12 protein-coding genes are annotated in these 14,661 nt (G+C 66.1%); 8 read left to right on the forward strand and 4 right to left on the reverse strand.

Annotation, left to right across the window (positions count from 1 at the left end; genetic code table 11):
- Positions 1-106: 106 nt before the first annotated feature.
- From PQR27_RS22380 to PQR27_RS22390, 3 genes are all read right to left on the reverse strand, one after another.
- Complete coding sequence (locus PQR27_RS22380; protein ID WP_408525844.1) at positions 107-1,363, reverse strand: MFS transporter; 1,257 nt, start codon at positions 1,361-1,363, stop codon at positions 107-109.
- Entirely contained in the window at positions 1,360-2,463 is a 1,104-nt protein-coding gene (locus PQR27_RS22385) for an NAD(P)H-dependent flavin oxidoreductase (RefSeq protein WP_408525845.1), read from the reverse strand. Before PQR27_RS22385 ends, PQR27_RS22380 begins: the two co-directional genes overlap by 4 nt.
- Before the next feature lie 150 nt (positions 2,464-2,613).
- The gene (locus PQR27_RS22390) at positions 2,614-3,540 is read right to left on the reverse strand and encodes a LysR family transcriptional regulator (RefSeq protein WP_408525846.1); all 927 of its coding nucleotides are present in this window, start codon (positions 3,538-3,540) and stop codon (positions 2,614-2,616) included.
- Positions 3,541-3,864: 324 nt separating this feature from the next.
- On the opposite strand from PQR27_RS22390, the gene PQR27_RS22395 reads away from it, so the two are divergent.
- From PQR27_RS22395 to PQR27_RS22420, 6 genes are all read left to right on the forward strand, one after another.
- On the forward strand, positions 3,865-4,161 hold the full coding sequence (locus PQR27_RS22395; RefSeq protein WP_408525847.1) for a DUF1330 domain-containing protein: 297 nt from the start codon (positions 3,865-3,867) through the stop codon (positions 4,159-4,161).
- A 71-nt stretch (positions 4,162-4,232) separates the two neighbouring features.
- On the forward strand, positions 4,233-5,078 hold the full coding sequence (locus tag PQR27_RS22400) for a DUF3348 domain-containing protein (protein ID WP_408525848.1): 846 nt from the start codon (positions 4,233-4,235) through the stop codon (positions 5,076-5,078).
- A gap of 10 nt (positions 5,079-5,088) precedes the next feature.
- Positions 5,089-7,182, forward strand: a complete 2,094-nt coding sequence (locus PQR27_RS22405) for a DUF802 domain-containing protein (protein ID WP_408525849.1) — start codon at positions 5,089-5,091, stop codon at positions 7,180-7,182.
- Positions 7,179-7,826, forward strand: coding sequence for an OmpA family protein (locus PQR27_RS22410; protein ID WP_408525850.1), 648 nt, complete (start codon positions 7,179-7,181; stop codon positions 7,824-7,826). Before PQR27_RS22405 ends, PQR27_RS22410 begins: the two co-directional genes overlap by 4 nt.
- Positions 7,819-8,481, forward strand: a complete 663-nt coding sequence (locus PQR27_RS22415; RefSeq protein WP_408525851.1) for a DUF2894 domain-containing protein — start codon at positions 7,819-7,821, stop codon at positions 8,479-8,481. Before PQR27_RS22410 ends, PQR27_RS22415 begins: the two co-directional genes overlap by 8 nt.
- 227 nt (positions 8,482-8,708) lie before the next feature.
- A complete protein-coding gene (locus PQR27_RS22420) occupies positions 8,709-10,850 on the forward strand; it encodes a tetratricopeptide repeat protein (RefSeq protein ID WP_408525852.1) in 2,142 nt (713 codons plus the stop codon).
- 50 nt (positions 10,851-10,900) lie between these two features.
- Here PQR27_RS22420 and PQR27_RS22425 read toward each other — a convergent pair whose 3' ends face one another.
- Positions 10,901-11,338 carry a YciI family protein gene (locus PQR27_RS22425; protein WP_408525853.1) on the reverse strand — a complete coding sequence of 146 codons (438 nt, stop codon included), beginning with the start codon at positions 11,336-11,338 and terminating at the stop codon, positions 10,901-10,903.
- Positions 11,339-11,462: 124 nt separating this feature from the next.
- Here PQR27_RS22425 and PQR27_RS22430 point away from each other — a divergent pair, with 124 nt between their 5' ends.
- Entirely contained in the window at positions 11,463-12,380 is a 918-nt protein-coding gene (locus PQR27_RS22430; RefSeq protein ID WP_408525854.1) for a LysR family transcriptional regulator, read from the forward strand.
- A 221-nt stretch (positions 12,381-12,601) separates the two neighbouring features.
- The gene (locus PQR27_RS22435; protein WP_408525855.1) at positions 12,602-14,620 is read left to right on the forward strand and encodes an aconitase family protein; all 2,019 of its coding nucleotides are present in this window, start codon (positions 12,602-12,604) and stop codon (positions 14,618-14,620) included.
- Positions 14,621-14,661 lie beyond the last annotated feature (41 nt).

A 14,661-nucleotide genomic window follows, 5' to 3' on the forward strand; every position in this document is an offset into this window, starting at 1 on the left:
CGTAAACGAGCGATATGCGCAATGGCTTACGTCTGGGCTCTGCTACGGGGTGATCGATTGGCCGCTGAATCATCAGCACGATCGATCACCGACACCCCCGCACGCGCTACCGCTTCCGCGCCCAATGCGCGAGCCCCGCACAGGCCACCAGCAACGAACCCGTGACGAAAAACACCGAATGCAGGCCGAGATGGACGGCGATCACGCCGCCGATAATCGGACCGACAACCTGTCCGCTGAATTGCGCGGACTGAAGATAGCCGAGCATCTGGCCGGTTTTGCTTTCCTCCACGGCATGTCGCGCGAGTTTGGCGATCGAAGGCAGAAGCCCGGCGAGCGTCATGCCCATCAACGCGCGCAAGCCCGCCAGTTGCCACCATTCGTGCACGAACGCCTGCGGCACCATCACGAGACCGGTCAGCACCAGACACCCGACGATCACATTCCAGCTCCCGACGCGATCGGCCAATGCGCCGAGACGCGCGGCAGTCAACATGCTGCCGAAGGCGGAGCAGGCCATGACGACACCCGCCACGCGCGCCAGATGCGCCGAGGGCACGCCGAGACTGCCGACATAAACCGTGATGACCGGTTCGATCGACATGTTGGCGAGCAGCACCATCATCGCGGTCAGCAGCAGCGCGCCGATCACCGGGTAGTTGGTGCGATGCGTGCTTGCCGGTGCATGACCGGCGGGACGCCGGGCGGCCTCCGTGGCCGGGTTGAAATCTTCTTTGACGACGAAGATGGTGAGCAAGGCGGCCACGGCAATCATGGCGCCGCCGGCGAAGAACGTGCCGCGAATCCCGATCCATCCCGGCAGAAATCCGCCCACCAGCGGTCCGATCAGGTTGCCGGCGAGCGCGCCGGTCGACAGAATCCCCAGGGCCCAGCCAGCGCGTTCGCGCGGCGCCTGCGTGCCCACCAGCACTGTCGACGCCGACGAGTAGCCGCCCACCAGCCCCGCCAGCAAACGCAGGCCGACGAGTTGATGGACGTTGTGCGCAACGCCGATCAACGACATCACCACCGCCATGCCGATGGCCGCGCGCACCAGCATCGGTTTGCGGCCATAGCGATCGGCGAGGCGTCCCCAGACAGGCGCGGTGACGGCCGTGCCAAGAAAGGTCGCACCGAACGCGATCCCCGACCACTGGATGATGGAGGCCTGTGAGTGCACGCCGAGCTGCTGGACGTAGAGCGGCAGAAACGGCAGCAGCATGCTCAGGCTGACGAGCGTCGTGAACGAACCGAATACGCACACCGCCAGATTGCGGCGCCAGTAATGTTCATGCCGCGCGGAATAGTCGAGGCCGCTCGTGTCCTGGGCGGCGCCCAAAGCGAGTGCAGGGCGCGCGCTCATATCGCACTCTCCTCAACCGAGAACGAATGGACCTGAGACATGGCTTCCGCGAGTTCGCTTGCCAGCGTGGCGATCAGTTCCGCTGCAGGCAGGGCTCTCGCCAGCGGCGCACCCTGGCCTGCCCACTGCACAGCGAAATCGGTGTTGCCTCGCGCCCGGGCCGCGGCGTTGAGCGCCTTGGCGGCGTCGTAGGCAATCGGGTAGTCGGGCAGGGCGGGGGCGTCGGGCGCGCCTACGTCGGTGTGCGTCCGGTTGACGAGTCCGCGTGCCGGCCGGCCTGAGATCGCCGCGGTCACACTGGTGTGGTGCGCGCGCTCGCTGATCAACGCATTGCGGTAAGCACGATCGGCGCCCGATTCCGCGGACAGCAGGAACGCCGTGCCCATCTGTACGGCGCAGGCGCCCAGCAGCAAGGCGCTCGCGATACCGTGGCCGTCCATGATGCCGCCCGCGGCGATCACCGGAAGCGAGGACTGCTTCGCAATCAGACGGACCAGCGCGAACGTGCCGATCATCGCGTCCTGGCTGGGATCGAATACGCCACGGTGGCCGCCGGCTTCCGCGCCTTGCGCCACGATCGCATCGAGTCCGGCCTGCTCGATCAGCATGGCCTCGTGCGGCGTGGTCGCGCAGCCGAGCAATACGATGCCGGCGTGATGCAGCGCATGAATCCATTCGGCGGGCGGCAGCCCGAAGTGGAAGCTGACCACCGCCGGACGCTCTTCGATCAGCACCTGCAGCAGCGCCTCGTCGATTGTGAAGCTGCGATAAATCTCCGTGATCGACGCGGGCGGCTCGGCCCCGAACTCGGCGAAAAGCGGTTGCAGGTGCGCGAGCCACGCCGCTTCGCGAAGCGGATCGCTGTGTGCCGGCTGGTGACAGAACACGTTGACGTTGAACGGCTTGCTGGTGAGCGCGCGCGTGGCGACGATCCGTTCGCGGGCCTCCTGCGCGGTGCTCGCGCCGACGCCAATCGAGCCGAGCGCGCCCGCATTGGACACGGCGGCCGCCATCGCGGGCGTCGATATGCCCGCCATCGGCGCCTGAATGATGGGAATCCGCACGCCGAGTGTGCGCAGAAGCCGCGGGTTGGGAATCATGGTGTTCTCCCAGTGTGAAGGGTGGGTCGAATCAGACGGATACGTTGGCGAGACGGCGGTCATGCACCCGTTCTCGATGAAATCAGTCTAGATTGAACCACCTGAAGAGAGAATCAACGCGCCCCGGCAGACATTCTTCCGCGAAGCGATTCAATCACCCTTCGTCACGCACTGGAGTTGTATGAGGTGCTCGCGCAGGCGCGGCGCCGCGAAGTCGACGAAGGCGCGCACTTTGGGCACCGCGAGGCGCCCGTGCGGCGTCAGCAGATGCACCGGCAGCGGCGCGTGTTCGTTGTCGCTCAGGATGATCTTGAGCGAACCGTTCCTGACCTGTTCGGCGACGTGATAGGAAAACATGCGGGTCACGCCGTGTCCCGCGACGGCCGAGGCCACCGCAGCCTGAATGCTGTTGACGATGAAGCGGGGCGTGAACTGCACGACTCGCGCGATGGCCGAGCCGCCCGGCGGTGGAAAGCTCCACGAATCCAGGCCGAAGTGCGTCATGGAGATGATCTGATGCTGGGCCAGATCGGCCGGCTCCGCGATTGGTGGATGCTTCGCCAGATAGCCCGGCGCCGCGGCGACGACCCGCCGCACCTCGCCGACCGGGATGGCCACGAGCGTCGAATCGGGCAGATGCGCGATGCGCAGAGCCACGTCCATGCCTTCGTCGATCAGGCTCACCGGACGGTCGAGCATGTGCAGGCGGACCGAGACGCTCGGGTAGCGATCGATGAAATCGTCGATGATCGAGCGCAGCATGTCCTGGCCGGCCGCGACGGGCGCGGTGATGGTAAGCAGCCCGCGCGGCGCGGACCGTTCGCTGGCGATCAGCAGGTCGGCTTCCTCGAGGTCGGTCAGAATGCGCCGGCAAGCCGTGGCGTACCGTTCGCCGGCTTCGCTCAATTTGATCGTGCGGGTCGTGCGATGCAGCAGCGCGGTTCCAACGTGTTCTTCGAGGAACGCGATCGCCCGGCTGACTGCGGCAGGCGAGCGGCCGAGCCGGCGGCTCGCGCCGGCGAGGCTGCCTTCGTCCAGGGTCGCGACGAATACCTTCATTGCGTCGATCCGGTCCATGTGGCTTTATCCAGGCGTTGGTGGGGCGCTCATAGCGTTGGCGCGGCGCGCACGCGCGTCCGCGGCCGTCTCGTCACGACGGCGGGTGGACCATGTCGTCAATCGAATCGAATCGAACCCCAGCCATGCGATGCCCGGGTCCGCGCAGAATTGCGCGTGGGGACGCACCCGAGTTGCGGCAATGGAGGGCTTTTTATGGCGGCTTCAGGTTACCGGAAATGCCATGCATAGGGAAAGGAGGTGTCGATCCGCGGCATGGCGGGTGCGTTTGCGGTTTCAATGGCATCATCGGAATCCCTTCACACCGCACGAGGAGCGAACGCCATGGCAACTTACATTGTTTTCACGCGAGAAAGCACCCAGGATCAGGGTGAACTCGACACGTACATGAAAAAGGTCGGCGAGACCTTCAAGGGTCATCCGATCAAGATCCTCGCGGCCTACGGAGCTCAGGAAGCTCTCGAAGGGGACGCGCCGGAGGGCGTTGTCATCGTGGAGTTTCCGTCCGCGGAGGCCGCGCACGCCTGGTATGACGGTCCGGCGTATCAGGAGGTTGTCCAGCACCGTTTCAAGGGCTCGCGTTATCGCGCGGTTCTCGTCGAAGGCGTGGAACGGAAGTAGGTCACGCGCTAGGACGTAAGCCTTCGCCCCGGAGGCGTGTAAACTGCTGACTTTTTTCGACTCCTGGTGGTATGGTGCAAGCCCCGCAGCGCACCGCTTTCAGCGGTCCGACACTTATTCGTTTACTCGCTCGCCTGGCGGACGCCGACGTTGCCGAATCCAGAGAATCGCTCTCGGACCGGCTGAGCCAATGGCTCGGCTGGACCGATGCCATTGCGCTGTCCTCGGCGCTGAACGGTAGTCCGCGGGGCGGCCATCCGCGGGGCGGCCAACCGCGGGGCGGCCAACCGCGGGGCGGCCGGCCGTCTGTCGTCACTGCCGGCGCGCGAGCCGACGGCCACCCTGAAGAAGCGGAGTGCGCCCGTGTGCGCGCCTCGCTGGCGCATGCCATTACCGGCGATAGCGTGTCTGCTGGCGCCAGGCGGCGCGGCGCCGCGCAACCGGCCCCGCAAGTCGACGCCACGGATGGTGCAGTCGATTACGCGCTGTTTCGTCAGCGCTATCTCTCCATGCAGCAATCGATGGAGACGGCCATTGGCAACCTGCGCGGCCGCCTGCGCAGCATGCTGGCCACGAGGACGCCCGCCATGACCCAGCTCGCGGTACTGGATGCCGTCATGGAGCGCGCGCTGAATTCGCGCGAGCAAAGTCTGCTGGCCAGCGTGCCGGTGTTGCTCGCCGGGCACTTCGAGCGACTGCGCGAGGCCGCGCAGGCGGCGCTGGCCGAGGCCGAGGCCAACGCAAACGCAGACGTCAACGCAGATGCCAACCCGGACGCAGCGGGGGGCGCTGCCAAGGTCAAGCCAGGCGCATGGCTTGACGTGTTCCGCAAGGACATGCAAAGCGTGTTGCTTGCCGAACTGGAGCTTCGTTTTCAACCGGTCGAAGGGTTGCTCGCCGCCCTTCGCACCCGCTAACCGGGACGCTATGTCCAGATATCTGAATCTTGTTGTTTTTCTGGCCGGTCTGGCCGCTGTCTGCTGGATCGGAGCCGGTTACATCGCCTCGAACCCGCTGGCGCTGGCCGTCACGATGTTGATTGGCGCCTGCTACCTGACGGGCGCGCTCGAGCTGCGCCGTTACAGCCAGGCGACTTCCACCCTGGCGCACGCCGTGACGGACCTGTCCGGGCCGCCACCAGGCCTCGGCAGCTGGCTCGATTCATTGCATCCCAGCTTGCGCAATGCGGTGCGTCTGCGTGTCGAGGGTGAGCGGGTCGCCTTGCCGGGGCCGGCGCTGACGCCTTATCTGGTCGGCCTGCTGGTGTTGCTGGGCATGTTCGGCACGCTGCTGGGCATGGTGGCGACCTTGCGCGGTACCGGGATGGCGCTGGAGAGCGCAACCGACCTGCAGGCTATCCGCGATTCGCTGGCCGCACCGGTCAAGGGCCTGGGTTTTGCGTTCGGCACCTCGATTGCGGGGGTGGCGACCTCGGCCATGCTGGGGCTGCTATCGGCGTTGTGCCGGCGCGAACGGATCGAGGTGGCGCAGACGCTCGACATGAAGATCGCGACGACCTTGCGCATCTACTCGCAGACGCATCAGCGCGAGGAAAGCTTCAGGCTCCTGCAGCGGCAGGCCGAGGTGATGCCCACCCTGGTCGACCGGCTGCAGACCATGATGAGCGCGCTCGAGCAACAGAGCGCGGTGGTGAGCGAGCGGCAGATTGCCAGCCAGGACGCCTTCCACGCGAGGACAGAAGTTGCTTACACGCGCCTCGCTTCTTCGGTGGAACAGTCATTGAAGGAGAGCGTCGCCGAAAGCGCCCGTGTGGCCGGCGCAGCGCTGCAGCCCGTCATGCAGGCCACCATGGCGGGTCTCGCGCGCGAGAGCAGCGCGTTGCACGACACCGTCACGCACGCGGTGCAGCGGCAACTGGATGGGCTGTCGAGCGGTTTCGAGGCGAGCACCACGCATGTCGCGGGGATCTGGAACCAGGCACTGGCAGCGCATCAGCGATCGAGCGAGGCGCTAACCCAGCACCTGCGCAGCGCGCTGGATCAATTCACCGCAACCTTCGAGCAACGCTCCGCCGGTCTGCTGGAAGGCGTCTCCGCGCGCCTCGAGACGACGGCGGGCAGTGTGTCGGAGGCATGGAACCAGGCGTTGTCGCGGCAAGAAAGCACCAGCGAAAAGCTGGCGGCTCACCACCAGCAAGCGCTGGCGACGGCCGCGGCGACCTTCGAGCAGCACTCGGCGTCGCTATTGCGCGGCGTGGATCAGTCGCATGCGGACTTGCAGGCAGAGCTGGCCTCGCGGGACCAGCAACGGCTGACGGCCTGGACCGAGGTGCTCGGTGCGATGGCCGCGACCTTGAGCAAGGAGTGGGACGAGGCGGGCACGCGCACCGCGAGCCGGCAGCAGGACATCTGCGACACGCTCGCGCAAACCGCGCGCGATATCTCGGCCCAGACCCAGGCGCACGCCAGCGAGACGATCGCCGAGATCGGCCGCCTCGTGCAAGCGGCCTCCGAAGCCCCGCGGGCGGCGGCCGAAGTCGTCGCCGAATTGCGCCAGAAGCTGTCCGACAGCATGGTCCGCGACACGGCGATGCTGGAAGAGCGCAGCCGTTTGCTGGCCACGCTGGAGACGCTGCTGGATGCGGTGAACCATGCGTCCACCGAGCAGCGTACGGCGGTCGACGCGCTGGTGACCACGTCGGCGGATCTGCTGGATCGTGTCGGCACCCGCTTCACGGACAAGGTCGAGGCCGAGACCGGCAAGCTGGGCGCGATCGCGGCGCAGGTCACAGGCAGCGCGGTCGAGGTGGCGAGCCTCGGTGAAGCATTCGGCGGTGCCGTGCAGGTGTTCGGCGAGTCGAACGACAAGCTGGTCGCTCACCTGCAGCGTATCGAAGCCGCGCTCGACAAGTCCCTCGCGCGCAGCGACGAACAGCTCGCCTACTATGTGGCGCAGGCGCGGGAAGTCATCGACCTGAGCATGATGTCGCAGAAGCAGATTGTCGGCGAGCTGCAACAGCTCGCCGGCCAGCAGGCGTCCGCCGGAGCTGAAGCGGCATGAGCGACGAGATCGACGGCGGCGCGGAGTCGACTGCGCCGATCTGGCCCGTGTTCGGCGATCTGATGTCCGTCCTGCTGGGCGCGTTCGTGCTGATTCTCGTCAGCGTGATCGGCGTGCAACTGGAGCTCTCGACCCGGCTGGAGCAGGAGGTCAAGCAGCGGCAGATGGAAACGCAGCGCCGCAAGACCCTCGAGCAGGCACTGGCCGGGCCGCTGGCGGCGGGGCGGGTGACGCTGGTCAACGGCCGCATCGGCATCAGTGGCAGCGTGTTGTTCGCGCTGAACTCCGATCAGTTGCAGCCCGAAGGCCGGGATGTCCTGAAGAGCCTCGCCGGGCCGTTGTCCAGTTACCTCAAGTCGCGCGACGAAATCCTGATGGTGAGCGGCTTTACCGACGACCGGCAGGTGCGGGACAGCAACCGCCGCTTCGCCGATAACTGGGAGCTGTCGGCGCAGCGCGCATTGACGGTGACCCGTGCGTTGATCGATGCGGGCGTGCCGGCCTCGTCGGTATTCGCCGCGGCGTTCGGCTCCGAGCAGCCCGTGAGTTCCAACGCCGACGACAAGGGCCGGGCCAAAAACCGGCGCGTGGAGTTGTCGCCTGTCCCACGGCCCTCGACCACTTCGGCAAAACCTCATGAGTAGCGGCGAGACACCCGCAACCCGGGCGATGCTCGACGCGTGGCGCGAGTGCGGCGCCGATCGCCTGGATCCCATGCGTTTTCGTTTCATCGCGGCGCTGGAGCGGCGGGCGGCAGCGCACAGCGGCGAAGCACGGCGTATCCTGGATCACAGGCTGTCTGAATTGCTCGAAGCCTATGCCGGCGATCTCGAACGCGCCGCATCCAGCACTCGCGATGCCGCCGGCGCAGTGTCGGGAGGCGTCCCCGCTCGCGGCCCGCTTGCCGGCCTGGTCGACTACAGCGCCAGCCCTGTGCCGGTGGCTGGCGAGGCCACCCGGGCGGATCACGCCGAGCGCCACGCCCGCGCCCGCACCTATCCGGAACTGGAGTGGCTCGAGCACTTCAGGGAAATCTGGTCGAAGCTCAGCGCGGAACAACAGGTGCGGCAGTCGCTGGAACAGGTGCCCGGGAATGCCGGTCCGCTCAATTCGAGCAGCCTCGTGCACCGCTCGCTTGCATTGATGCGCGAGTTGTCGCCGGGGTATCTCCAGCAGTTCCTGTCATACGTCGACGCCTTGTCGTGGATGGAGCAGATCAACGGCGGCGCTATTGCTGCCGGTAAAGATGCGCCACGCGCCGCGAGCGCGAAGAAGAGCACGCGGGGCAAAGCGCGCTAGCCGCGATGGATGCCCATCCACGGGCGTCGCGAAAGCGGTGCGCATGGCGTGGCCGCGCGTGCCCGCAAGCTGTCCCGGCTGATCTCGCCTGATCCCGGCAAGCGCCGATTAAAAGGCCGGAACGCCCTCATTTCACACCTTCAGATCCCGTCCGGGTCGCGTACCCTGCGTGCTACAGGGTCACCTTGTACAGCCGCTGACTTCCGCTACGACACCGCCCGATTCACATGCCGACGCGCGCATCTTCGATCACCGACCTCAACCAACGGGCCGCCGCACTCTGTTCGGCCGGACAATGTGAGCACGCATTGTCGATGGTGACGCCGCTACTCGAGTCGCACGTCAGCGCAACGGACGACGCTCTGGCCGACACGCTGAACCTCGCAGGCATCTGCGCGTTTGCGCTGGGACGGCCCGCGGATGCGGAGACCTATTGGCGCCGATGTCTGCGCGTGAGGCCCGATTACGCCGAGGTGTACAGCAGCCTCGGCATGCTGCTCAGATCGCTCGGGCGCCTGTCGGCGGCCAAGTCGGTGTTCCGGACGCTGGTCACGCGGTACCCGAAGCTGGCCGAGGCCCATCACGATCTCGGCACCGTGCTTTACGGTCTGGGGTACAGGCAGGAGGCCGAGGCGGCCTACCGGGAGGCGCTGGCCATCCGTCCGGAATACGCCGAGGCCCACTACAACCGCGCCGTCGCGTTACACGATCTGGGCCGCCCGCACGAAGCAGAAGCGGCGTACCGCCATGCCCTGACGGGTCTTTCCGGGCACGCTGAAGCGCATAACAACCTCGGCAACGCGCTGCTGGATCTCGGCCGTTCCGACGAGGCCGAGGCCGCGTACCGGCAGGCGCTGACCATCCGGCCGGCCTATCCGGAGGCACTCAATAACCTCGGTGGCGTGCTCAAGGCAGCGGGCCGGCTGCCCGAGGCCGAGCTGGCGTGCCGGCTCGCGTTGACCATTCGCGCCGACTACGCCGAAGCACACCTGAACCTCGGCGCGATACTCACCGAGCTGAAGCGCCTGCCCGAAGCGGAGGTCGCGTGCCGTGAGGCGATCGCGTACCGCCAGGACTATGCGCAGGCGCATTACAACCTGGGCCTCGTGCTGGCGAACCTCGACAGACTGTCCGAGGCCGAGGCGGCTTACCGGGAAACGATCCGGCTGCGTCCCGACATCGTCCACGCGCACAACAACCTCGGTTGCGTGCTGCGTCTGCTCGACCGCTTGCCCGACGCGGTGACGGCATTCGGCAGTGCGCTCGCCATCTGTCCGGCGCTCCCCGAGGCGCACTACAACCTCGGCAGCGCGCTGGCGCAGCTCGATCGTCCGACTGAGGCTGAAGCCGCCTACCGGCAAGCGCTCGCCTTGCGTGAAGAGTACGGTGACGCCCGCTTCGGCCTCGCGGTGCTGCTGCTCGGCGTGGGCCGCTTCGAAGAGGGATGGCGGCTGTATGAGTGGCGGTACGCGATGCCCGACTTCGTTCATCGCCACACACGTTCGATGCTGGCTTGTCCGCAGTGGCGAGGCGATGCGCTCGCGGGCAAGTCGTTGCTGGTGTGGCAGGAAGACGGCCTCGGCGACATGCTCCAGTTCAGCCGCTACTTCGGATTGCTCAGGGCACAGGGCGTTGTGCACATCACCTTCGCGTGCATGCCTGCGCTGCACAGACTGATGGCCGGCGTCGAAGGTGTGGATACGGTACTTGAGCATGACGCGGCACGCGCGCGGTCCTCGGAATACGACTGCTGGACGAGCCTGTTGAGCGCGCCCTTGCATCTGCAGACGACGATGGACACGATCCCGCCCGCGACGCGTCTCGTGGCCGCGCCGACGCTCGTCGAACGGTGGGGCAGCGTGCTGCAGACGCTGCCGCCCGGCCGCAGAATCGGACTGGTGTGGAAGGGCAACGCGAAACACCATAACGACGCGAACCGCTCGATCCCGTCGCTCACGACGCTGGCGCCTCTGTGGAGCGTGCCGGGCCTGAGCTTCGTGAGTCTGCAAAAAGGCCAGGGCGAAGACGAGGCGCGATGCCCGCCCGGCGGGCAGCCACTGCTCGAGCTCGGATCGAAGGTGACGGATTTCGCGGACAGCGCCGCGATCATCGCGCAGCTCGATCTGGTGATTTGCGTCGACACTTCCATCGCGCATCTGGCCGCGTCGCTAGGCAAACCGTGCTGGGTGTTGCTGCCGGAAAAAGATGTCGACTGGCGCTGGCTGCGCGAACGCAGCGATTCGCCGTGGTATCCGCACACGCTGCGCCTGTTTCGCCGTTCTCACGGCGAGGACTGGGCCGTGGCCGTCGAGCGGGTACGGCAGGCCTGCGTCGAGCGATTTTGCGTCGAGGCCGGTCGCGAATCCTAGCGGGCGAGCCGGAACCCCTGTGGACCGGCGCCCGCTCGTGCGTTCACGCGTCAGCGTGGCTGCTTCGTGTTTTCCTCCGCCCCGGCGCGCAGACGCTCTTCCTGGGCGCGCAGCTCGGGTGTGAGCTCAGCGCCGAAATCGTCCACTCCGTACAGCGGGCGAATTTCGATCTCGGAATCGCCCGGCATGGGGTTGGGGCAGCGCCTGACCCATTCGACGGCCTCCTCCATGGATTTAACCTCCCATAGCCAGAAGCCGGCGACGAGCTCCTTGGTCTCCGCGAACGGTCCGTCGATCACGGTCCGCTGGCTGCCCGAGAACCGCACCCGTTTGCCGCGGGCGCTCGGGTGCAAACCTTCGCCCGCGAGCATCACGCCCGCCTTGACGAGTTCTTCGTTGAACTTGCCCATGGCCTCGAGCAAAGCCGTGTCGGGCATTTTGCCGGCCTCTGAATCGCTGGTAGCCTTTACCATCACCATGACGCGCATTTTTACTTCTCCTTGAAAAAGTGGTGGGAACCGCGTGGCTCCGAAGTCGAGCCGGGATTGATCGGCGCCTCTCACCCTACGACGAACCGGCATCGCTGAAATCGACATCGCGAACCCCGCTCCCATGGAAAACCTGCTCAAAAAACTCGACCTCACTTCGCTGCGGCTGTTTGTTGCCGTTTGCCAGGAGCGCAACATCGCACGCGCGGCGGAGCGTGAGTTTATCGCCTCGTCGGCGGTGAGCCGGCGCATCGCCGAGATCGAAACGATGATCGGCCTGCCGGTGATCCAACGCCAGTCGCGTGGCATTACCGTGACGCCGGTCGGCGAGACGGTGCTGCGTTATGCACTGGCGATCATCGGCAATATCGAACAGATGAGCGCCGAGCTGTCACGCTTTTCGTCGGGGGCGAAAGGGCGGGTGCGGGTGGTCGCGAATCTGTCGTCGATCGTGCAATTTCTGCCGGAAGATGTGGCCGCGTTCGGCCGCGCGTTTCCGGAAGTGTCGATCGAACTGGAAGAGGAAAACAGCGCGGACGTGCTGCGTATCGTCGACGAGCACGGCGCCGACTTCGGCATCTGCAACGCGGTGGCGGGCAGCGAAGCCTTCGAGCAGGTGCCATATCGCGAAGACCGGCTGGCGGTGCTGGTGCCAGGCGGCCATCGTCTCGCGGCGCTCTCACGCGTGAGCTTCGAGCAACTGCTCGATGACAGCTTTGTCGGACTGCGCAGCGAGAGCGCGCTCACGCAGCTTCTGACGCAGCAGGCCGCCACGGCGGGTCGGCACCTCGATGTGAAGATCCGCGTGAGCAGTCTCGACGCGCTGTGTCGAATGGTCCATGCGGGTCTCGGCATCGCGATTGTGCCGGAGCAGGTCGGGCTGCTGTATGTGAATGCGCTCGACGTGCGCCTGCTTTCGCTGGGCGACGACTGGGCCGTGAGACGGCTCGTGATGATCTTCAAGGCCCGCGATCAGCTGACGGCGAGCGCGGCGGCCCTGGTCGGCTTTTTAGGCAAAGGGGGCGTGAAGTCGGCTGCGTGAGTGGCATGCATAGCGTGTGCGGTTCACAGGCCGACTGCACCGGAACTGCGCCAGAACTACGCCATAAACGCGGGACAGCAACTGCCGGATATTCACGGGCCGCTCAGGAAAGGCCGCCCGGCGGTTTGTGCCGCTCATCGCCAAACGAGACGTCTGTGTTGCTGGACCGGCACTTCGGTATTGCCCTTGCACGCCGTATAGTGATTGCAAGGAGAACGCATATGAGCGATACGATTCGTCTGGACGGCCGCGTGCTGTACCTGTCTCAGGATCCCGCGGTGATCGAGGCGCAACTGGCCGGCGAAAATTTCACGCTCGCCACGGCCGGTCCGCTGCGCGAAAACGTCTCCACCGACGAGATCACGCCAGTGACCGTCATGCTCACGTACGACGAACGCCTCGGCCAGTATCCCTACGTCGGCTTCAAGGCGGGCGAGCGCATGCCGATCGGCCGCAACGCGATCCGGGACGGCGGCTTCCAGGTGACAGTGGCCGGCAAGCGTTACGGCAAGGGCTCCTCGCGCGAGTCGAGTCCGCTGGCGGAGTTGTCGGCGGGCATCCGGCTGATCGTCGCGGAGAGTTTCGAGCGGATCTATCAGCAGAACTGCGACAACATCGGCATCCTCACCACCACCGATTTCACCGTGCTCGATCGTCTGATCGAGGGCGAGGCGGTGCCTATCGACGAATTTCTGAAAGGCCGCGACGCGCTCACGCAGCAGATCATCCGCAGTGGCGGGCTGCTTGCGTACAGCAAATTCGCGGACTGGCCGGCACCACGCGTGCGGGATAGGGCAACCGCAACGGCAACCGCAACCGCGACCGCAACCGCAACGGCAACGGCAACCGCGACCGCAACCGCAACCACAAGCGCACAGGCCGTCGAACCGAAGACGCTGGTCGAGAAAATCATCGAGCGGCATCTGCATCCCGGCATGGCCAGCGCGCAACGCGGCGACGGCGTGTTCATCGCCGCCGACTGGCGCTTCAGCCACGACTATTTCACCTGCATGTGCGCGCATCTGATGCATCGCGCGTTCGGCAAGCCCGCGCCCTTGCATGCGCCGGATCACATCATCGCGTTTCAGGACCATCTGGTGCTCGCCGCGCAGAGTGTGCCGCATGTGCGTGACGGCCTGCTGCCGGGCGTCGCCAATCTGATGGAAGGCCATACCTCGTTTTCGCGCGACTATCCGGTGCGCTCGCACGGCGCGCTCGACGGCATGCCGGGTTCCGAAGGCATCTGTCATGCGCTGATGGCCGAGCAGTACGCGTTGCCGGGGCAGGTTGCATGCGGCACCGATTCGCATACGCCGCATTCGGGCGCGCTCGGCTGCCTCGCATTCGGTGCGGGCGCAACGGAAATCGCCAATAGCTGGGTGACGGGTTACGTGCGTTGCAAGGTGCCGGACACCTTGCGCATCGAAATCGATGGCACCTTGCGCGACGGCGTGACCGCGAAGGACGTCGTGCTGCATCTGTTGCACATGGACGCGATCCGCTCGGGCGGCGCGATCGGGCTCGTGTTCGAATACGGCGGCGCGGCGGTGCGCGCGATGTCGATCGACGAACGCGCCACGCTGACCAACATGGTCGCGGAACTGGGCGGTTTTACGGGCATTGTCGAGCCGGACGAGCGCACGGTGGCGTTTCTGAAAGAACGGCGCGGGGTGGATTTCACCCTTGAAAACTGGATGAAAAGCGATCCGGGCGCGAGCTATCGCGACACGATCCGGATCGACGCCACGGCCATCGAGCCGATGCTCGCGCGTCCCGGCGATCCGGGCAACGGCGTGCCCGCGCCGCAACTCGAACAGGATGTCGCGATCGATATCGCGTACGGCGGCTCATGCACGGCGGGCAAGCGCGAAGACTTCGACTTCTATCACGAGGTGCTGCGCTGGGGCGTGGAGCAGGGCATGCACGTGCCCGACGGCACGCGGCTCTTTCTGCAGTTCGGCACGATGGCGGTGCGCGCGTATTGCGAGGAGCAAGGCTATTTGCCGGTCTTCGAGCGCGCCGGCGTGACGCTCGTGATGCCTGGCTGCGGGTCCTGCGCGAATTGCGGGCCGGGGCAGTCGTCCAGCGCCGACGAAGTGACCATCAGCGCGATCAACCGCAATTTCCCCGGCCGCTCGGGGCCGGGCAACGTGTGGCTCGCGAGCCCCTACACGGTGGCGGCCAGCGCGTTGGCCGGAAAAATCACTACCTTCGAGCAATTGAAGCGCGCTCGCGGCTAGAATGCTGGCCGGACCTTCGGGCCGGCATCGTGATGCGCGTC

This window comes from Paraburkholderia fungorum, assembly GCF_046027215.1.
GTDB classification, from domain to species: Bacteria; Pseudomonadota; Gammaproteobacteria; order Burkholderiales; family Burkholderiaceae; genus Paraburkholderia; species Paraburkholderia fungorum_D.